The organism is Pseudomonas sp. Marseille-P9899, from assembly GCF_903166565.1.
GTDB classification, from domain to species: Bacteria; Pseudomonadota; Gammaproteobacteria; order Pseudomonadales; family Pseudomonadaceae; genus Aquipseudomonas; species Aquipseudomonas huaxiensis.
On sequence record NZ_CAESCG010000007.1, the window covers coordinates 252561 to 270651 of the forward strand.

Genomic DNA, 18091 nt, shown 5'->3' on the forward strand with positions numbered 1-18091 from the left:
GGCCATGGCACGTTGCAACCGATGTAGGAGCGAGCTTGCTCGCGATGCGCCGCGCGGGCGGCGCTCGATCCCAAGCACGCTGAAAAACTGTCGGCTAGCACCTGGTAGCCACTACCCGATCTCCGGACTGGCGCCTCATGGCCGTCATGCAGCCATGAGGCCCTGCCTCAGTTCTTCGCCGTTTTAACCCCAGACTCCAGCTTCACCGTCTCTTCCAGAGTGAACCGCCCCAACGGGTTCTGCAGGAAGTTCTGGATATTGCTGCGTGAGATGTTGATGTACGGGCTGTAGTACAGGTCGATCCAGTGCACGTCCTGTTTCGCCAGTTTCTGCAGTTCCTGATACATCTGTCCACGCTTGACCGGATCAGTCTCGACCCGCGCCGCAGCGACCAGGTCCTTGACCTTCTCGTTCTTGTAGCGGGTCATGTAGTTCTGGTTGGTGTCATCGCCCAGCACGAAGGTGCTCTTCTGGTCCGGGTCGAGTACGTCGTTGGTCCAGTACATCACCGACAGGTCGTAGTCGCCGTCCACCAGCATCTGCCAGCTTGCAGTCGGGTCGACCTTCTGCAGGGTGGCGGTGATGCCGACGTCCGCCAGTTGCTTCTGTACCAGCACGGCGATCTGCTCGTCGGCCTCGTTGCCGGCGTTGACCACGTAGTTGACCTTCAGCCCTTCGGCGCCGGCCTTTTTCAGCAGCTCGCGGGCCTTGGCCGGGTCGTACGGGCGTTGCAGGTTGTTGGCGTTGTGGTACAGCGCGCCTTTCGGAATGTAGGAATACGCCACTTCGCCATGGCCGAAGGTCACGGTGCTGACCAGGGCTTTCTTGTCGATCGCCAGGTCGATCGCCTCGCGCACTTCGGTTTTGCCCAGCAGGCCTTTCGAGTGGTTGATCAGCAGGTGATCTTCACGGGTCGATGGGTCGATGTGGATGTTCAGGTTCGGGTCTTTCTGCAGCGCGTCGACGCGGGAGAACGGCACGAAGATCGCCGTGTCCAGCTCACCGGCCTGCACCTTGAGCATGCGGGTGTTGTCGTCAGGGATGGAAATCCACTCCACGCCATCCAGACTGACCTTGTCGGCTTCCCAGTAGTTGGGGTTCTTTTCAAGAGTTACCCGGTCACCACGCAGCCATTCCTTGACCTTGAACGCACCGGAGGTCACCGGGTCCTGGGCGTAGGCTTCCTCGCCGATCTTGTCCATGGCTTTCTTCGACAGGATCGAGACGTTGGCGGTGCCCAGTTGCGCAAGGAACGGCACCGACTTGTTCTTCAGGGTCACGACCAGGGTGCGGTCATCCGGCGTTTCGGCCTTGTCGATGATCTTGTAGGAGTCGGCCCACAAGGACGCGGGGTTGTCGCGGATGCGCAGCAGCGAGAAGGCGGCGTCGCTGGCGGTGAGCGGCGAGCCGTCGGAGAACTTGGCATCGCGGATCTTGAAGGTGTAGGTCAGGCCGTCATCGGAGACCTTCCAGCTTTCCGCCAGCCCCGGGATCAGCTTGGTGCCGCTGTTGTCCACGCGGATCAGCACGTCGTAGACGTTGGCGAAGACCCAGCTGTCGCGGTTCTGCGCGCTCCGAATCGGATCGAAGGTGGTGCTTTCTTCACGGCAGCCGATGGTCAATACCCCCGCCGCGTGGGCCAGGCCACTGGTCAGGGCGCTGGCGGCCAGCAATGCTGCGGTGAGTAACTTCAGTGCTCCGGGTTTCATGCTCAAGCTCCTTTTGATGATGGTTATTTCTTCAGTACAACGGCTCCGGGTGGACGCAGGTGTAGCGTCGTGCGCCCAGCGAATGGGTGGGTGGAGAGGTTTCGCGGCACGCCGGCAGGGCGTGCCGGCACCGCGGATGGAACGCGCAACCCGACGGCAGGTGCAGCGGGCTTGGCGGTTCGCCCGGCAGTGGTTGCTCGGGCAGGCGGCGCGCCGGGTCGATATCGGCGATCGACTGGATCAGCGCGGCGGTATACGGGTGACGCGGCGCGTCGAAGACGTCGCGGACCGGACCTTCCTCGACGATGCGCCCGAGGTACATCACCGCCACCCGGTCGCACAGCCGGCGCACCACGGTCAGGTCGTGGGTGATGAACAGCAGCGCGAGGTCCATGCGTTCGCGCAGTTCCAGCAGCAGGTTGATGATCTGGCCCTGGATCGACACGTCCAGCGCGGCGACGCATTCATCGGCGACGATCAGCCGCGGCTCGATGGCCAGCGCCCGGGCGATGCCGACCCGCTGGCACTGGCCGCCACTGAGCGAGCGCGGTTTGCGATCGGCCAGTTCCGGGCGCAGGCCGACCAGATTGAGCAGTTCGGCCACTCGCGCCTCGACCTGCTGCGCCGGCACTTTGCGCTGCACCCGCAGCACTTCGGCGAGAATCTGGCCGATGCTCTGGCGCGGGTTCAGGGCGGTGTACGGGTCTTGGAAAATCATCGCGGTTTCATGGCGCAGGCGGGCGATGTCGGCCTTGCTGCCGTGGGCCATGTCGATGCCGTCGAAGAGGATCTGCCCGCCGGCCGTCTGGTTCAGGTGCAGGATGGCCCGGGCCAGGGTGCTTTTGCCGCAGCCGGACTCGCCGACCAGACCGAGGGTTTCGCCGGCCCTCAGTTCCAGCGAGGCGCCGTTGACCGCGCTGACCTTGCGCTGGCGCAAGCCGAACAGGCCGCTGCCCGCGGCGGGAAACTGCACGTGCAGGTCCTTGACCTGCAACAGCGTGGTCATGACAGACCTCCGGCAAACAGCGGCGTGTGGCAGGCGAGACGGTGGCCGGGCGCGGTTTCCCGCAGTTCCGGCAACTGCTCGCGGCAGGTAGGCGCGGCGTGCGCGCAACGCGGGCCGAAGCGACAGCCTTGGGGCATGGCGTCGAGCAAGGGCGGTTGTCCGGGAATGGTGTTCATCAGCCGCTGAGTGCTCTCGGCCGCCGGGTGACAGGCGAGCAGGCCGGCGCTGTACGGATGCTGCGGGTTTGCCAGGAGGTCTTGCTTGCTGCCGAGTTCGCAGAGGCGGCCGGCGTACATCACGGCGATGCTGTCGCAGGTTTGCGCCACTACGCCGAGGTCGTGGCTGATGAGGATGATCGACAAGCCGCGGCTGTCGCGCAGCTCCAGCAGCAGGCGGAGGATCTGCGCCTGCACCGTTACGTCCAGCGCAGTGGTCGGCTCGTCGGCGATCAGCACTTTCGGGTTGCAACCCAGGGCCACGGCGATCATCGCCCGCTGGCGCATGCCGCCGGAGAATTCGTGCGGGTAGTTGTCGACCCGCGACTGCGGATCGGGAATGCCGACCTGGCGCAGCACGTCGATGGCCTGCGCCCGCGCTTCGCGGCGCGAGGCGCCCTGGTGCAGGCGGATGCCTTCGGCGATCTGCTCGCCGATGCGCATCAGCGGGTCGAGGTGGCTGCTGGGGTTCTGGAAAATCATCCCCAACTCGCGCCCGCGCATGCGGCGCATGCCGGCCTCGTCCAGGTGCAGCAGGTTGTTTCCGGCCAGGTGCACGGCCTTGCCTTCGACCCGCAGCTTCGGCGACGGCAGCAGGCGCATCAGGCCGCGGCAGGCCATGGTCTTGCCCGAGCCGCTTTCGCCCACCAGACCAAGAATCTCGCCTTCGCCGAGGCTGAACGACAGCCGATCGACCACCGCGACATCACGCCCCTCGAGGCGGGCGATCACGCTGAGGTCTTCGACCTGAAGCAGCGGTGCGCTCATGAACGGTCTCCCAGACGTTCGGCGACGCCGTCGGCCAACAGGCTGAAGCCCATCGCCAGGGTCACCACGGCCAGGCCCGGGAAGGTGCAGATCCACCAGGCGCTGGTGATGAAGCTCTGTCCTTCTGCAACCATCGTGCCCCACTCGGCGGTGGGCGGTTGCACGCCGAGGCCGAGGTAGCTGACCGCCGCGCCATTGAGCAGTACCAGCACGGCGTCGGACATGCAGAACACCACCGAGCTGAACAGGGCGTTGGGCATCAGGTGGCCGAAAAGGATGCGCCGGTGGCTGAAACCCAGGCTCTTGGCCGCCAGGGCGAAGTCGCTTTCCTTGAGCACGAGGATCTGCGAGCGGATCAGCCGCGCGTAGGACACCCAGCCGACCAGCGCCATGGCGATATAGAAGCTGCTCAATCCAGGGCCGAGAATGGCCATGATCGCCAGCATCAGCACCAGAAAAGGGAAGGCCAGGACGATATCGATCAGGCGCATGCACAGCGCGTCCAGACGCCCGCCGACATAACCGGAGATGGCGCCGATGCAGGTGCCGAGCAGGAACGGGAAGATCACCCCGATCAACGCCATTTGCAGGTCGATGCGCGCGCCCCAGATCACCCGGGAAAGGATGTCGCGGCCAAAATTGTCGGTGCCGAAGGGGTACGCCAGGCTTGGCGCGGCAAGGCGCATGTCGCCGTTTTGCAGCAGCGGGTCGTAGGGCGCGACCCAGGGCGCGAACAGCGCTAACAGGATCCAGCCGAGTACGATGGCGAGGCCGAAATACAAGGTCAGGCGGCCATTGCCGAGTTGCCAGCGCAGGCGCCAGCGAGCGGGGGCGGCGACGCTCGGGCTGCCGCTCATTGGATCGTCACCCTTGGGTCGATGGCGGTGGTCACCACGTCGGCGATGAAGTTGACCGCCACCGTGGCGCAGGCCAGCACCATCGCCACGCCCTGAACCACCATGTAGTCGCGGGTGAAGATCCCGCGGACCAGCAACTGGCCGATGCCGGGCAGGGAAAACAGGCTTTCGATCACCACCGTGCCGCTGATCAGCCAGCCGATGTTGACCGCCAGCAGGTTGACCGTGGGCACCATGGAGTTGGGCAGGACGTGGCGGCGAAACACCGCATTTTCCGAGAGGCCGCGGGCGCGGGCGGCGGTGACGTGATCAGCCTGCATTTCCAGCAGCATGCTGGCGCGCAGGTTGCGCACCAGCACGGCGGACAGCGCCAAAGCGATGGTCAGACAGGGCAGCACCAGGTGGTGCAGTTTGTCGTCCCAGGTGCGGCCATAACCGGACACCGGAAACAGCCCCCAGTGCACGCTGAACAGCAGGATCAGCATCAGCCCCAGCCAGAACGCCGGCAGGCCGAGGCCGGCGGTGGTGAACAGGCGAATCAGGTTGTCGGCCCAGCCGCCCTTGTTGCGTGCGGCGATGGTGGCCAGCGGCACGGCGATGATCAGCGCCAGCAGCACGCTGCCGAACACCAGCATCAGGGTCGGCTCGATGCGCGTGGTGATCAGCTTCAGCGCGTCGATCTTGTACAGCAGGGACTGGCCGAGGTCGCCGTTGAGCAGGTTTTTCAGGAAGTACAGGTATTGGGTCCAGATCGGCTCGTCCAGCGCGTACTGGGCGCGGATCTTCTGGATCGCGTCCGGCGTGCTGCGGGCGCCGAGCAGCGCCCGCGCCGGGTCGCCGGGAATCGAACGGACCAGCACGAAGGTGATGAGGCTGATACCGAGCAGCACGGGCAGCAGTTGCAACGGACGGGTCAGGACAAACCGGTAGCGCGCCAGATTCATCGATCAGCCCCGGTGACGTTGCAGGAAATCCAGCAACACCGGGAAATAGGCCTGGGGTTCTTCGTAGAACGGCATGTGGCTGCTGTTGGGGAACACATGCAGCTCGGCCGCGTTGTCGAGCGCGAGCTTCATGCGCAGGGCACAGGCGGGGGGGGGTTCGTCGGGCTGGCCGGGGGGGATCAGCACCGGCATGCGGAAGTCGGCCATTTCCTTCAGGCGATTCCAGTCCTTGAGGTTGCCGGTATAGAGAAACTCGTTGGGCCCCTGCATGGCGACGTACGGCGCCATGTTCCAGTCGCCCAGCGAACGCTGGACCGGCGCCGGCCATTCTTCCAGGCGGCAGACATGGCGGTAGTTGAGCAGGGTGATGGCAGCCTGGTACTGGGGATGATCGAGGTTACCGATGGCTTCATAACGCTGCATCATCGCCACGGTTTCGCTGCCGAGGGCGTTGCGCAGGCGATCCAGCTCGCTGGACAGGTGCGGGATGTCGCCGACGGTGTTTTCCAGGATCAGAGATTTCAGTGCCTGCGGGTGATGGATGGCGTATTCGATCGCCAGCCAGCCGCCCCAGGAATGGCCGAGCATGTGCACGCGGCCCAGGCCGAGGCTTTCGCGCACTGTTTCGACTTCGGCGACGTAGCGGGTGATGTCCCACAGGGAAGGATCGTCGGGCCGGTCGGAGGCGCCGGTGCCCAGTTGGTCGAACGCCACGACCCGCAGGCCTTTGTCCTTGAGCCAGGAATGGGCATCACGAAGGTAGTCGCAGGGCAGGCCGGGCCCGCCGTTGAGGCACAACAGCACCTCGTCGCCCTCGCCATAGCTGTACACCACGAGATTGTGGCCATCGACCGAAAGGTTGAACTGCTGGTCCGGTTGCATCTCACGCCACATCGCTACTCTCCTGTTGGCAATGGCTTACCGCTATACCCTGCGCAGGAGAATGCGCCGCCTACAAGCTAGTATTTCTTATAGGTTTCATCTGGCAGTCCCGCGCCGAGCCGTGGCATTCTACTTGCCGGACTTCAAGATGGAAATCCAACAGGGGTATACACACAGGGAGTGCAAGGAATGCAGGCCAAGCTGGCTGACCTCAATACCCGTCTGTTGTCTGGCAGGAGCCTGGACGAACAGATAGACAGCGTTGCCGACATGGCGACGCAACTCGGTTTCGATACGCTGGTGTATGACTACAGCGCGGTTCCGCTGGATCACGTCGGCGAATTGATCACCCCCGCCGTCGTGCGCGTGCGTCATACACCGAAAGACTGGGAAGACCTCTGGGTTTCAGGCTTCTACCAGATCGATCCGGTCCAGCACCTCGCCCTTTCCGCCATCGCGCCGTTCGTCTGGTCTTATGAGGCGAAGCGAAAGACGGTCCTGCAGCAGCACATCGACCGTCGCCACGCCCCGGTGGCCAGTTACCTCAGAGATGCCCAACTCACCTGCGGCGTTACCGTGCCCATCCACATGCCGCGTGGCGGGCTGGCGACCATGACTGCGCTGCGCTCGGAGGTCCGCGACAGCGACCTGGAGGAGGCGCGCCACAGCCTTGCCGATTTTGGCCTGATCGCCCATGCCTTTCAGGAGGCGGCGTATCCCTTGCTTGGCAAGGAAGCGGCCGTGCAGACCGTTCGCCTGACGCGGCGTGAGCGTGAATGCCTGCGTTGGGCCGCCGATGGCCTGACCGCCGCGCAGATCGCCGAGCAATTGAACCGCTCACTGGCCACGATTTCCCTGCATTTGACCTCGGCGATGCACAAGCTGGGTGCAAAAAACCGTGTGCAAGCGGTGGCCCGTGCCGTGCATTACCGGCTTTTGGAGGGTTAGCTGCCGGAAAAATCCCGAAAACCTAGAGAATTCTCTAGTTATGCGCCGACGGGGCAGCAGTTATGGTGAGTGCCACAATTCGCACGGAGCCGGATGAAATGGAACTCATCAAATCGCGTGAAGGTTTTGCCCCGTTTGGCAGCCACCAGACCTGGTACCGCATTACCGGTGATCTCGAAAGCGGTCGCACTCCCCTGGTCATCCTCCACGGCGGGCCAGGCTGCACCTATGACTACGTCGACGCTTACAAGGATGTCGCTGCCGGCGGGTATCCGGTCATTCACTATGACCAACTGGGCAACGGCCATTCGACGCACCTGCCCGATATGCCGCCGTCGTTCTGGACGGTGAGCCTGTTTCTCGAAGAACTCGACAACCTGCTGGAGCACCTTGGCATCAGCGAGCGCTACGCGCTGCTCGGTCAATCCTGGGGCGGCATGCTCGGCAGTGTTCATGCCGCGAGAAGGCCGGCCGGCCTGCGCTGCCTGATAATCGCCAACTCGCCGGTCGACATGGGCACCTGGATGGAAGAAGCCAATCGCCTGCGCGGAGAACTGCCCGAGGACGTTCAGGCCACCTTGCTCAAGCACGAAGCCACCGGTGATTACCTTGCTGCTGACTATCTGGCGGCGACCCGCTTCTTCTACAACAAGCACGTATGCCGCCTAAGCCCATGGCCGGAAGAGGTCGAGCGCACCTTTGCCCAGGTCGACGCCGACCCGACCGTGTACCACGCGATGACCGGCCCGAATGAATTCACCATCACCGGCAGCACCAAAGACTGGACCATCGCCAACTACCTGCCTGAGATCAACGCGCCCTGCCTGCTGATTTCCGGTCGCTATGATGAGGCCACGCCGCGGGTGATCCAGCCATTCCTGGACCTGATTCCGGGTATCCAGAGTGCGATCTTCGAGAACTCCAGCCACATGCCGCATGTGGAAGAGCGGGTCGCGTGCATGGGCACCGTGGTGAACTTCCTCGACGAGAATCTCTGATTTCGCGTTGACCTGGGGCCGCGCTGCGGCCCTTTGCGGGCCTGAGTTTTCCGATGGCGTATCGGGAGAAGGCTGGGTGCCCGCGGGAAAAAACTGACAGCGCGTGATGTTTTTTTCACGTTTTTGCCACTATAGTGGCCGCCCTTGTTGGGGAGTAGCCTGCTCCTGACCCCGGTCAGCGAGCGTTCACGTCAACATTCTCGGCAGCAGCCGTGGCGTGAACACCTTTCTGGTTGGCGAGACCAACGATGCATCCATGCCTAAAGTCGGGCGTGTGGTTGCGTCGTTGACTCATAGCCCGACTGGACTGTAACCGTGAATCCCATTTCCCTCCTCTTCCTCGCGCTCGCCATGTCGACCGATGCCTTTGCGGCAGCGATAGGCAAAGGCTCCAGCCTGCATAAACCGCGTTTCACCGAGGCCCTGCGCACCGGTCTGATCTTCGGCGTGATCGAAGCCATTACGCCGATCATCGGCTGGGGCATCGGCCAGGTTGCCGTCCAGTTCGTCGAGAACTGGGATCACTGGATCGCTTTCGGCCTGCTGCTGGTGCTGGGTCTGCACATGATCTGGAACGGCCTCAAGGACGAAGACGAAGCCGAAGAAAAAACCAGCCAGCATTCCTTCTTGATTCTCGCGGTGACCGCATTTGCCACCAGCATTGATGCGATGGCGGTCGGTGTGGGCCTGGCGTTCGTCAACGTCAACATCCTGGTTGCCGCCGCCTGCATCGGCCTGGCCACCTGCGTCATGGTCACCCTCGGTGTGATGCTCGGCCGTGTACTCGGTTCGGTAGTGGGCAAACGTGCGGAGATTGTTGGCGGTGTCGTATTGATGCTGGTGGGCGCGACGATTCTCTATGAGCACCTGAGTGCCGTCTGATCGGAGGCCCTGAAGCCCGTCTCAGCGGGCTGCCCGGCCTGCCGGTGCCAGACCGCTGAGCAGCAGGCGCGCGGCGTTGCTGACCGCGATGTCGTAGTCCATCGCTTCGCTGCGCAGGCCCGGAAGTTGCCAGCCACGGCTGACGCAGGATTGCGCGATGGCCCAGATGGTCAGCAGCGCGTGTTCCGGGTCGATGGGCGCCAGCAGGCCGCGATCGACCCACTGGCGAATGCCGGCGAGGCTTTGCTGGGTCTGCGTCGTCCAGCGGGCAAAAAACTCCCGAGGCAGGCGCCGCGCACCTTCACGCAGTTCAGCCATGAACACTTTCGAGGCGCAGGGCTGGCGCTCGAACAGACGGATCATGCGGATCAGCGTCTGGGTCAGCGCCTCGATCGGCGTCTCATCGTCGTCCAGCGACGGCATGCAGGCGCTCAGGTACGAGGGCGCGATGTCCTCCAGCACCTTGGCGTAGATGTTTTCCTTGGACTTGAAGTAGTAGTGCACGTTGGATTTGGGCAAGCCGGCCCGTTGCGCGATGGTCGCAACGGTGGTGGCGGCGTAGCCCTTCTCGGCGAAGGCTTCGCTCGCCGCGTCGAGAATGGTCCGGCACACCGAGTCTGGCGCGTCGTCGGTGCGGGGCCGAGGTTTTCTGGCGCCCCGCGGCGTATCGAGGCGGGGATCGAACGGCATGATGTACATCGCGAATTCCTTGTTGTGCCCAAGCCCGGCGAGAGGTCCGCGTTGGAGTCGGGATTCGGAATATACAAAAATATACAGCGCTGGTGCGAGTCCGCTGTATTGAATTCTATATAACGAAGCGCGTAGCCTTCTGCCGGCGGTGACCACCGCAGTCTGATCGAGCAGCAGGATTTCCCCGATGCAGCAACGCACATACCCCTACGTCGCCTGGCGACTGACCCGCACATTCCAGGTCGTGAAGGTCGAACTGGTGGCGGGCGGCATCTACGGCAGCGCCTACGACCGCACCGAAACCGGGCACAACTACCCGATCAGCGAGCTCTATCCGTCAAAGGACGAAGCCATTGCCGAAGGCGAACGACGACTGGAGATTCTGGCGGCGGATATTGCCAAGCGGCAGGTGAACTTGGAGCGGCGGCGGCGGGAATTGTTGGGCAGGGCGGGGATTAAAAAGCCGGCTTGTGGCCGGCTTCTCGGGGACAGTCTTGGCTGACTTTTGGTAAGCCGCAACCGCCTTCAAATCGTTGGTCGACACGAGGTGTCGATAGGCGAGGGCTGTGTGAGGCCTCGCCCGCCCATGGCATGCAAGCGGCAGCCAGGGTGGAGGTGGGCCGTAGCATACTGGGAATGGCTCGCAATGCCCAGCGGAAAATGCACGCTTTTGTGCGTCAGTCGGGCCTTTCGCTGCGGTATTGGGCCCACCAGAACACCCAGCCGAGGATCTCCAGTTGCTGGCTGCGAGCCTGGCTGACGCTGTAGCTTTCGCAGGGAAACCCTTCGCTGTCATGGCTGTGCAGGCGCAAGACGCCGTTGGTGCGTTTGCTCAGGCTGTGAATGCGCAAGCGTCCGTTGTGCAGGACCGCGTACAGCTCGCCCTCGACCACACGCGTCAGGCCACGGTCGATGGCCAGTGGGGCGCCGAACGGGATCAGCGGCATCATGTTGTAGTCCGGCATGCTCAGGCACAGCGCCTGGGTCGGGTCGACGCCGAGGCGGTCGAGGGCCTGGCGCGGCAGGCGCAGGTAGCGGTTGTCGATGGGTTCAAGCTGGCGGTTGCGCAGGCTGTGAAATGGCAGTTGCGCATCGCCTTCGCCATAGGTGGTGAGGGCGCTGTGGTCCGGCACCTCGCTTCTTGGCTGCGTGCGGGGGCGGTGTATTCGCGGTAATGGGTTGATGTGCTTGGGACCTTCGCCCGTGCGCAGCCATTTGCTGCGTACGCACAGCAGTTCGGCGATTTCATCGAGCCGGGCCTGGGGCACTCCGCGATGGAACCAGTTGTTCACGTGTTGAGGAGTCACCTTGCGCTGGGCTGCGAAGTCCGAAGCGCTCAGGTTGCACTCGTTCAGCAGTGTCTTCAGTCGATCACCGGATGTATTCATGGGGACTGATTCTAGAGGGCAGGAACACGGCTTCCTATAAACATTGGGTTGAGATATTTCGGCATGTTGATGGTCGGAATTACAGTAATTGCCTATGACTGCGTAGGAATTGTCGCTAACTCTCCACGGCTCACTTTCCACACACCCATGAAAAAGCCCCGCAAGTGCGGGGCTTTTTCGTCAAGCGAGGTGCTTAGCCTTTGTAGGCGGCAACTGCTTTGGTGATCTCTGCGCGGGCAGCGTCAGCGTTGCCCCAGCCATCGATCTTGACCCACTTGCCTTTCTCCAGATCTTTGTAGTTCTCGAAGAAGTGCTTGATCTGTTCCAGCAGCAGGGCTGGCAGGTCGGTGTATTCCTTGATGTCGACGTACAGCTGCGACAGCTTGTCGTGCGGTACGGCGATGACTTTGGCGTCGCCGCCGCCGTCGTCGGTCATGTTCAGGATGCCGACTGGACGGGCGCGGATTACCGAACCTGGAGCAACCGGGTAAGGGGTCACGACCAGCACGTCCAGGGGATCACCGTCGTCGGCCAGGGTGTTCGGAATGAAACCGTAGTTGGCCGGGTAGAACATCGGGGTGGCCATGAAACGGTCGACGAACAGGCAGTCGCTGTCCTTGTCGATCTCGTATTTGATCGGCGCGTGGTTGGCCGGGATCTCGATGGCGACGTAGATGTCGTTCGGCAGGTCTTTGCCAGCTGGAATCTTGCTGTAGCTCATTGGGCGTTGCCCCCGTGTTTGACCAAAAATTGGCCGCGATTATAGGCACATTCGGAAACGCTTGCCATGCCCGCCCCGATGCTTGACCGATTCACTCCACCGCATCTTTGTAGTGCGGGTGGCTGAGCTGGAGTTGCTGAAGGCGCGCCAGGGGATCCTGGCGATAAAAGCCGCGAAGCTGCGCGTAAACCGCAGGGTACGCCTGCATCAGCAGATCGGGAGCGCTGAAGAAGTATTCGCTGGTCACGGCGAAGAATTCGGCGGGGTTTTCCGCCGCGTAGGGGTCGATGGCGGTCTCGGCATCGGGGTTGCGGTCGAGCTGGCGGTTGAGGTCGTCGTAGGCGTGCTGCATGGCCTCGGCCCAGTCGCTGACGCGCATGTCGCCGTGCAGCGGCGGCAGGCCGTTGGCGTCGCCATTGAGCATGTCCAGCTTGTGCGACAGCTCGTGGATGACCAGGTTGTAGCCTTCCCACACGCCGCTGGCCTGCACGCCGGGCCAGGCCATGATCACCGGCCCTTGCTGCCAGGCTTCGCCGCTGTGCTCGGCGTCCCATTCATGTTCGATGCCGCTGCTGTCGCGGTGACGCTGGGGGCTGAGGAAGTCATCCGGGTAAAGAATGATTTCGTGAAAACCCTGGTACCAGTTCAGCGGCCCCAGGTGCAGCAGCGGCAATTGCGCCTGGGCGGCGAGGAACAGGCGCTCGCCGTCGTTCAACTCGACGCCGGGCAGTGTGGTGAGGTGCTTGTCCCGCAGAAACAGGATGCAGGCCTCGCGCAGCCACTGGTCTTCCTCGTCGTTCAGGCCGTCGAGGATCGGCAGGCGCTCGCGCACCTGCTGCCACAGTTGTGGATCGATCGGGTGCCGGGCCAGGGTCCGGCGGCGACGCCAGTCGCTCAGGCTCCACATGTCGGCGGATCAGTGCGCCTTGGCCGGACCGCGGTTCATGCGGCCGCGGACTACACCGATGATCACCGGCACCAGCGACAGCAGAATAATGGCGACGATCATCAGCGACAGGTTCTGCTTGATGAAGGGCACGTTGCCGAAGAAGTAACCGAGGGTCACCAGGCCGCCCACCCAGAGGATGGTGCCGGCGACGCTGAAGCCGAAGAAGCGTGGGTAAGGCATTTTCGCCAGGCCCGCGACGAACGGTGCGAAGGTCCGCAGGATCGGCAGGAAGCGCGCCAGGGTCACGGTCTTGCCGCCATGGCGCTCATAGAAGTCGTGGGTCTGCTGCAGGTAGTCGCGGCGGAAGATCTTCGAGTTCGGGTTGCTGAACAAGCGTTCCCCGGCTGTTCGCCCGATCACGTAGTTGGTGCTGTCGCCGAGGATGGCCGCGATCATCAGCAGGCCGCCAAGCAGTACCGGGTCCATGCCGCCGCCTGCGGCCACGGCGCCGGCGATGAACAGCAGGGAGTCACCCGGCAGGAACGGCATCACCACCAGACCGGTTTCGCAGAAGATCACCAGGAAGAGGATGGCGTAGATCCATGGACCATAGTTGTTGACCAGCAAATCGAGGTAAGCGTCGAGATGCAGAATGAGGTCCAGCGGGTTGAAGTCCATGTACGACACCTGTGTTCAATACGTTGGCTGGCAGTGCGAGGAGCGCAAAGTTACCCCACAAGGAAGGGTAAGAATTCACACAATACGAAGGGCGCCATTATACGGCGACGAGAGATTTCTGCTTACGCAGTTTGTAGCTGAATGTGCTGAGCGGCAAACCACTGTGGGAGCTGACCGGGCGGCGCTCCCACAGTGATCGTGTTGTCGTCAGTTGAGCGGCAGAACGTAGTTCTTGAACTCGGTGTCCTCGCGAAAACCGATGGACTCGTAGGTCTGCATCGCCACTTTGTTGTCGCTGCTGGTGGATACCCGCATGCGCACGGCGTTGGTTTCCTTGGCCATGCGTTTGGCTTCGCGCATGAGGTGGTCGGCCACCAGCATGCGCCGCGAATCTTCGGCAACGTAGATGTCGTTGAGGATCCACACGCGTTTGAGCGACAGCGAAGAAAAACTCGGGTAGAGCTGGCAGAAGCCCATCAGCTTGCTGTCGTCATCATCCGGCAGCGCCAGGTAGATGATCGATTCGCCGCGTTCCAGGCGTTTTTCCAGGAAAGCGCGGGACGAGTCCGGGTAGGGCAGTTGCCCGTAGAACTCGCGGTACTTCACGAACAGCGGGGCAAGCAGGTCCAGGTGCTCAAGGGTGGCTTGGATGATTCGCATAAGCAGGCCTCGTGTTTCGAAGGGAATGGCGGCGAATCTCGGGCAGCCGTCGCCCCAGATGCTGCCTAAAGCGGAAAAAAATCGCAATCGTCGAAAAAGCGGCCGTCATTCAGGGTTTTCCAAGCAGGAAGTTTCCGTTTTGTTGCACGTCCGTTTCCGAATCAAGGGTCTGGACCTGCGCTTCGTCCTTGAGGTTCACCCCGGAAAGCTGTCTGCGACAGGCTTCGCGCATCAGGTAGACCAAGCGGTGCGCGGCCATGCCGTAACTCAGGCCTTCCAGGCGAACGTTGGAGATGCAATTGCGGTAGGCATCGGTCAGCCCGACCTTCGGGTTGTAGGTGAAATACAGCCCCAGGCTGTCCGGCGAGCTGAGGCCGGGGCGTTCGCCGATCAGGATCACGGTCATGCGCGCCCCCAGCAGCTCGCCGATTTCATCGGCCACGGCGACCCGGCCCTGTTCCACCAGCAGCACGGGCGCGGTGGACCAACCATCGGCGGCGGTCTGCTCTTCAAGGCGATTGAGAAACGGCAAGGTGTGGCGGTGCACGGCCAATGCCGACAGGCCGTCGGCGACAATGATGGCCAGGTCGACCCCGCCGGGATTGCCCAGAGCATGCTCGCGCAGTACCTGCGCGGAGTCTTCATGCAGGCGCCGCCCGAGGTCCGGGCGCTGCAGGTAGTGATGGCGGTCATTGGCGGCGCTGCGCAGCAGCAGGCTGTCGCGGCCGCGGGCCTGCAGTTGCTCGCGCAGGCCGGCATGGTCGAAGGGCAGGTGCACGGCGTCGCGGGCCTGGGCGTGGGCGAACTGGAAGTCCAGTTGCGCCTGGGTCGGCAGGCTGGTGCCGGAACGGCCGAGGGCAATGCGCGCCGGTGTCAGGCGGCGCAGTTCCAGCCAGGGGTTGTCGGTGGGCGTCGGTTGCTTGTCCATGAGGTCGCTCGCTTATCCCAGTTGCGCCAGGGCCTGGCGGAAGGCCGGTGGCAGGTTGTCGCCGAAGCGCACGCGGCCGTCGGCCTGGGTGAAGATGCCCATGCGCGCCAGCCAGGCCTCGAACTCCGGTGCCGGCTTCAGGCCCAGGGTCTGGCGGGCGTAGAGGGCGTCGTGGAAGGAGGTGGTCTGGTAGTTGAGCATGATGTCGTCGGAGCCGGGGATACCCATGATGAAGTTGATCCCGGCGACGCCGAGCAGGGTCAGGAGCATGTCCATGTCGTCCTGGTCGGCTTCGGCGTGGTTGGTGTAGCAGATGTCGCAGCCCATGGGCACGCCCAGCAACTTGCCGCAGAAGTGGTCTTCGAGGCCGGCGCGGATGATCTGCTTGCCGTTGTACAGGTACTCGGGGCCGATGAATCCGACCACGGTGTTGACCAGAAATGGCTTGAAGTGCCGGGCCACGGCGTAGGCGCGGGTTTCGCAGGTCTGCTGGTCGACGCCGAAGTGGGCGTTGGCCGACAGCGCGCTGCCTTGCCCTGTCTCGAAATACATCAGGTTCTGCCCGAGGGTGCCGCGGTTCAGGCTCAGGCCTGCCTCGTAGCCTTCCTTCAGCACATTGAGGTTGATGCCGAAACTGGCGTTGGCCGCCTCGGTGCCGGCGATGGACTGGAACACCAGGTCAAGCGGCACGCCGCGATTGATCGCCTCGATGGAGGTGGTGACGTGGGTCAGCACGCAGGCCTGGGTGGGGATGTCGTAGCGCTGGATGATGGCGTCGAGCATTTCCAGCAGCGCGCAGATCGAGGCGATGCTGTCGGTGGCCGGGTTGATGCCGATCATGGCGTCGCCGTTGCCGTAGAGCAGGCCGTCAAGGATGCTCGCGGCAATGCCGGCCGGTTCGTCGGTGGGGTGGTTGGGCTGCAGCCGGGTCGAGAGCCGGCCGCGCAGGCCCATGGTGCCGCGAAAGCGCGTGACCACGCGGATCTTCTGCGCCACCAGCACCAGGTCTTGCACCCGCATGATTTTCGATACCGCCGCCGCCATTTCTGGCGTCAGGCCCGGTGCCAAGGCACGCAGGCTGTTTTCGTCGGCCTGATCGCCGAGCAGCCAGTCGCGCAGGCCGCCGACGGTCAGGTGGCTGACCGCTGCGAAGGCTTGTTTGTCATGGGTGTCGATGATCAGCCGGGTGACTTCGTCATCTTCGTAAGGAATCAGCGCTTCATTGAGGAAATGACTCAGTGGAATATCGGCCAGGGCCATCTGCGCGGCGACCCGTTCGCCGTCGTTGCTGGCGGCGACCCCGGCGAGGAAGTCGCCGGAACGGGCCGGGCTGGCCTTGGCCATGACCTCTTTGAGGCTGTCGAAACGGTAGGTCTGGTTGCCTGCCGTGTGTACGAAACTTGCCATTCGGAATCTCCAGAGCGCCGCCGGGCCGGCCGGCGGCGCGGTGAGGCGGTCAGTGCAAGGCTTCTTCGGCCTTCTGGATTGCGGCGAACTCTTCTTCCGGCGTACCGGCCACCAGGTGATGGCGGCTATACAGGGCGAAGTACGCAATCAAGATGCCATAGATGATCGCGGCGCCGATCACCACCCGCGGATCCACCAGAAAGCCCGCCACCACGGCCAGGCAGGCCAGCACCAGGGCCACGCCGGAGGTGAAGATACCGCCCGGTGTGCGATACGGACGCTCCATTTTGGGGCGACGAATACGCAGAGTGATGTGCGCCGCCATCATCAACACATAGGACAGCGTAGCGCCGAACACCGCCACCAGGATCAGCAGGTCGCCCTGGCCGGTCAGCGACAGACCAAAGCCGATGATGCCGGGGATGATCAGCGCCAGTACCGGGGCCTTGCTCTTGTTGGTCTGCGACAGCACGCGCGGCAGGTAGCCGGCGCGGGAAAGGGCGAAGATCTGCCGCGAATAGGCGTAGATGATCGAGAAAAAGCTGGCGATCAGGCCAGCCAGGCCCACCAGGTTGACGAAGCTGCCCATCCAGGTCGAGCCGCCGTAGGCCTTGGCCAGGGCTTCGACCAGCGGGTTGCCGGAGCTTTTCAGCGCTTCGGCGCCAGCAGCGCCCGGGCCAATGATCAGGATCAACAGGGCGAAACCGAGCAGCACCAGCATCGCGCCGATCAGGCCGCGCGGCAGGTCGCGACGAGGGTTCTTGGTTTCCTCGGCCGCCAGCGGCACGCCTTCGACGGCGAGGAAGAACCAGATCGCATAGGGAATCGCCGCCCAGACGCCGACGTAACCGAACGGCAGGAAGTCGCTGGCGCCCACGGCTTGGGTCGGGACGATATCGAACAGGTTCTTCGTCTCGAAGTGCGGCACCATCGCGATCAGGAACACCGCCAGGGCAATGGCCGCCACCGCAGTGATGACGAACATCAGCTTCAGCGCTTCACCGACCCCGAAGATGTGGATGCCGATGAAGATGATGTAGAACACCAGGTAGATGATCCAGCCGCCGATGCCGAACAGCGACTGGCAGTAGGCGCCGATGAACACGGCGATCGCCGCCGGGGCGATGGCGTATTCGATGAGGATCGCGGTGCCGGTGAGAAAACCGCCCCAGGGGCCGAAGGCGCTGCGGGCGAAGCCGTAGCCGCCGCCGGCGGTGGGGATCATCGAGGACAGCTCGGCCAGCGAGAAGCACATGCACAGGTACATCGTTGCCATCAGCAGCGTGGCGAGGAACATCCCGCCCCAGCCGCCTTGGGCCAGGCCGAAGTTCCAGCCGGCATAGTCGCCGGAAATCACGTAGGCCACACCGAGGCCGACCAGCAGGACCCAGCCGGCGGCGCCTTTTTTCAGTTCACGTTGTTGGAAGTAGTCGGAGCCGACCTTTTCGAAGTCGACGGAAGAACCTGCCGGTGTCCCGGCGGAGTGATCGCTTGGCATGAAGTCACCTGTTGTTTTTTTTG

At 63.3% G+C, this 18091-nt stretch carries 19 protein-coding genes and 1 riboswitch; of the genes, 4 read left to right on the forward strand and 15 right to left on the reverse strand.

Annotated features, from left to right (window positions below):
* Positions 1-167 precede the first annotated feature (167 nt).
* Genes HWV67_RS27500 through HWV67_RS27525 form a run of 6 tightly spaced genes read right to left on the reverse strand, consistent with a single transcriptional unit; the run spans position 168 to position 6393 of the window.
* Positions 168-1709 carry an ABC transporter substrate-binding protein gene (locus HWV67_RS27500; protein ID WP_175653517.1) on the reverse strand — a complete coding sequence of 514 codons (1542 nt, stop codon included), beginning with the start codon at positions 1707-1709 and terminating at the stop codon, positions 168-170.
* Positions 1710-1740: 31 nt separating this feature from the next.
* On the reverse strand, positions 1741-2715 hold the full coding sequence (locus HWV67_RS27505) for an ABC transporter ATP-binding protein (RefSeq protein ID WP_175653518.1): 975 nt from the start codon (positions 2713-2715) through the stop codon (positions 1741-1743).
* Positions 2712-3698, reverse strand: a complete 987-nt coding sequence (locus HWV67_RS27510) for an ABC transporter ATP-binding protein (protein WP_175653519.1) — start codon at positions 3696-3698, stop codon at positions 2712-2714. The genes HWV67_RS27505 and HWV67_RS27510 overlap by 4 nt, the downstream gene beginning before the upstream one ends.
* Complete coding sequence (locus HWV67_RS27515; protein ID WP_175653520.1) at positions 3695-4555, reverse strand: ABC transporter permease; 861 nt, start codon at positions 4553-4555, stop codon at positions 3695-3697. The genes HWV67_RS27510 and HWV67_RS27515 overlap by 4 nt, the downstream gene beginning before the upstream one ends.
* A complete protein-coding gene (locus HWV67_RS27520; RefSeq protein ID WP_110969074.1) occupies positions 4552-5499 on the reverse strand; it encodes an ABC transporter permease in 948 nt (315 codons plus the stop codon). The genes HWV67_RS27515 and HWV67_RS27520 overlap by 4 nt, the downstream gene beginning before the upstream one ends.
* A gap of 3 nt (positions 5500-5502) precedes the next feature.
* Entirely contained in the window at positions 5503-6393 is an 891-nt protein-coding gene (locus HWV67_RS27525) for a proline iminopeptidase-family hydrolase (protein WP_175653521.1), read from the reverse strand.
* A 177-nt stretch (positions 6394-6570) separates the two neighbouring features.
* On the opposite strand from HWV67_RS27525, the gene HWV67_RS27530 reads away from it, so the two are divergent.
* The 3 genes from HWV67_RS27530 (at position 6571) to mntP (ending at position 9209) form a co-directional block, all read left to right on the forward strand.
* The gene (locus HWV67_RS27530) at positions 6571-7329 is read left to right on the forward strand and encodes a LuxR family transcriptional regulator (protein ID WP_095159351.1); all 759 of its coding nucleotides are present in this window, start codon (positions 6571-6573) and stop codon (positions 7327-7329) included.
* A gap of 98 nt (positions 7330-7427) precedes the next feature.
* A complete protein-coding gene (locus HWV67_RS27535; RefSeq protein WP_175653522.1) occupies positions 7428-8327 on the forward strand; it encodes a proline iminopeptidase-family hydrolase in 900 nt (299 codons plus the stop codon).
* Positions 8328-8469: 142 nt separating this feature from the next.
* Positions 8470-8638: riboswitch (yybP-ykoY riboswitch) on the forward strand.
* A 4-nt stretch (positions 8639-8642) separates the two neighbouring features.
* Positions 8643-9209: a manganese efflux pump MntP gene (mntP, locus tag HWV67_RS27540; protein WP_175653523.1), complete on the forward strand. Its 567-nt coding sequence runs from the start codon at positions 8643-8645 to the stop codon at positions 9207-9209.
* Between the two features lie 21 nt (positions 9210-9230).
* On the opposite strand, the gene HWV67_RS27545 is transcribed toward mntP, so the two are convergent.
* Positions 9231-9908, reverse strand: a complete 678-nt coding sequence (locus tag HWV67_RS27545) for a TetR family transcriptional regulator C-terminal domain-containing protein (protein ID WP_175653524.1) — start codon at positions 9906-9908, stop codon at positions 9231-9233.
* Positions 9909-10086: 178 nt separating this feature from the next.
* Between HWV67_RS27545 and HWV67_RS27550 the strand changes: the two genes are divergently transcribed.
* Positions 10087-10401 carry a hypothetical protein gene (locus HWV67_RS27550; protein WP_175653525.1) on the forward strand — a complete coding sequence of 105 codons (315 nt, stop codon included), beginning with the start codon at positions 10087-10089 and terminating at the stop codon, positions 10399-10401.
* Positions 10402-10576: 175 nt separating this feature from the next.
* On the opposite strand, the gene HWV67_RS27555 is transcribed toward HWV67_RS27550, so the two are convergent.
* The 8 genes from HWV67_RS27555 to eat all read right to left on the reverse strand — a co-directional run bounded on the left by HWV67_RS27555 (position 10577) and on the right by eat (position 18068).
* Entirely contained in the window at positions 10577-11287 is a 711-nt protein-coding gene (locus HWV67_RS27555) for a LexA family transcriptional regulator (RefSeq protein ID WP_175653526.1), read from the reverse strand.
* Positions 11288-11480: 193 nt separating this feature from the next.
* Positions 11481-12008: an inorganic diphosphatase gene (gene ppa, locus HWV67_RS27560; RefSeq protein ID WP_095159347.1), complete on the reverse strand. Its 528-nt coding sequence runs from the start codon at positions 12006-12008 to the stop codon at positions 11481-11483.
* Positions 12009-12099: 91 nt separating this feature from the next.
* Positions 12100-12915, reverse strand: a complete 816-nt coding sequence (locus HWV67_RS27565; protein ID WP_175653527.1) for a M90 family metallopeptidase — start codon at positions 12913-12915, stop codon at positions 12100-12102.
* A 9-nt stretch (positions 12916-12924) separates the two neighbouring features.
* Complete coding sequence (locus tag HWV67_RS27570; RefSeq protein WP_095159345.1) at positions 12925-13575, reverse strand: DedA family protein; 651 nt, start codon at positions 13573-13575, stop codon at positions 12925-12927.
* A 207-nt stretch (positions 13576-13782) separates the two neighbouring features.
* Positions 13783-14235, reverse strand: a complete 453-nt coding sequence (locus tag HWV67_RS27575) for a GNAT family N-acetyltransferase (protein ID WP_095159344.1) — start codon at positions 14233-14235, stop codon at positions 13783-13785.
* A gap of 109 nt (positions 14236-14344) precedes the next feature.
* Positions 14345-15163, reverse strand: a complete 819-nt coding sequence (gene eutC / locus HWV67_RS27580; protein WP_175653528.1) for an ethanolamine ammonia-lyase subunit EutC — start codon at positions 15161-15163, stop codon at positions 14345-14347.
* Positions 15164-15175: 12 nt separating this feature from the next.
* A complete protein-coding gene (locus HWV67_RS27585; protein WP_175653529.1) occupies positions 15176-16570 on the reverse strand; it encodes an ethanolamine ammonia-lyase subunit EutB in 1395 nt (464 codons plus the stop codon).
* 49 nt (positions 16571-16619) lie between these two features.
* Entirely contained in the window at positions 16620-18068 is a 1449-nt protein-coding gene (eat, locus tag HWV67_RS27590; protein ID WP_175653530.1) for an ethanolamine permease, read from the reverse strand.
* Positions 18069-18091: the final 23 nt, after the last annotated feature.

Excerpts from the sequence above, each read along its gene's own strand:
- HWV67_RS27570 (WP_095159345.1), bottom strand. The coding sequence starts at position 13,575 with ATGGACTTCAACCCGCTGGACCTCATTCTGCATCTCGACGCTTACCTC.
- HWV67_RS27585 (WP_175653529.1), bottom strand. The coding sequence starts at position 16,570 with ATGGCAAGTTTCGTACACACGGCAGGCAACCAGACCTACCGTTTCGAC.
- HWV67_RS27565 (WP_175653527.1), bottom strand. The coding sequence starts at position 12,915 with ATGTGGAGCCTGAGCGACTGGCGTCGCCGCCGGACCCTGGCCCGGCAC.
- HWV67_RS27555 (WP_175653526.1), bottom strand. The coding sequence starts at position 11,287 with ATGAATACATCCGGTGATCGACTGAAGACACTGCTGAACGAGTGCAAC.
- eat (WP_175653530.1), bottom strand. The coding sequence starts at position 18,068 with ATGCCAAGCGATCACTCCGCCGGGACACCGGCAGGTTCTTCCGTCGAC.
- eutC (WP_175653528.1), bottom strand. The coding sequence starts at position 15,163 with ATGGACAAGCAACCGACGCCCACCGACAACCCCTGGCTGGAACTGCGC.
- HWV67_RS27515 (WP_175653520.1), bottom strand. The coding sequence starts at position 4,555 with ATGAGCGGCAGCCCGAGCGTCGCCGCCCCCGCTCGCTGGCGCCTGCGC.
- HWV67_RS27510 (WP_175653519.1), bottom strand. The coding sequence starts at position 3,698 with ATGAGCGCACCGCTGCTTCAGGTCGAAGACCTCAGCGTGATCGCCCGC.
- HWV67_RS27520 (WP_110969074.1), bottom strand. The coding sequence starts at position 5,499 with ATGAATCTGGCGCGCTACCGGTTTGTCCTGACCCGTCCGTTGCAACTG.
- HWV67_RS27575 (WP_095159344.1), bottom strand. The coding sequence starts at position 14,235 with ATGCGAATCATCCAAGCCACCCTTGAGCACCTGGACCTGCTTGCCCCG.
- HWV67_RS27505 (WP_175653518.1), bottom strand. The coding sequence starts at position 2,715 with ATGACCACGCTGTTGCAGGTCAAGGACCTGCACGTGCAGTTTCCCGCC.
- HWV67_RS27550 (WP_175653525.1), top strand. The coding sequence starts at position 10,087 with ATGCAGCAACGCACATACCCCTACGTCGCCTGGCGACTGACCCGCACA.
- ppa (WP_095159347.1), bottom strand. The coding sequence starts at position 12,008 with ATGAGCTACAGCAAGATTCCAGCTGGCAAAGACCTGCCGAACGACATC.
- HWV67_RS27545 (WP_175653524.1), bottom strand. The coding sequence starts at position 9,908 with ATGTACATCATGCCGTTCGATCCCCGCCTCGATACGCCGCGGGGCGCC.
- HWV67_RS27525 (WP_175653521.1), bottom strand. The coding sequence starts at position 6,393 with ATGTGGCGTGAGATGCAACCGGACCAGCAGTTCAACCTTTCGGTCGAT.
- HWV67_RS27500 (WP_175653517.1), bottom strand. The coding sequence starts at position 1,709 with ATGAAACCCGGAGCACTGAAGTTACTCACCGCAGCATTGCTGGCCGCC.
- HWV67_RS27535 (WP_175653522.1), top strand. The coding sequence starts at position 7,428 with ATGGAACTCATCAAATCGCGTGAAGGTTTTGCCCCGTTTGGCAGCCAC.
- HWV67_RS27530 (WP_095159351.1), top strand. The coding sequence starts at position 6,571 with ATGCAGGCCAAGCTGGCTGACCTCAATACCCGTCTGTTGTCTGGCAGG.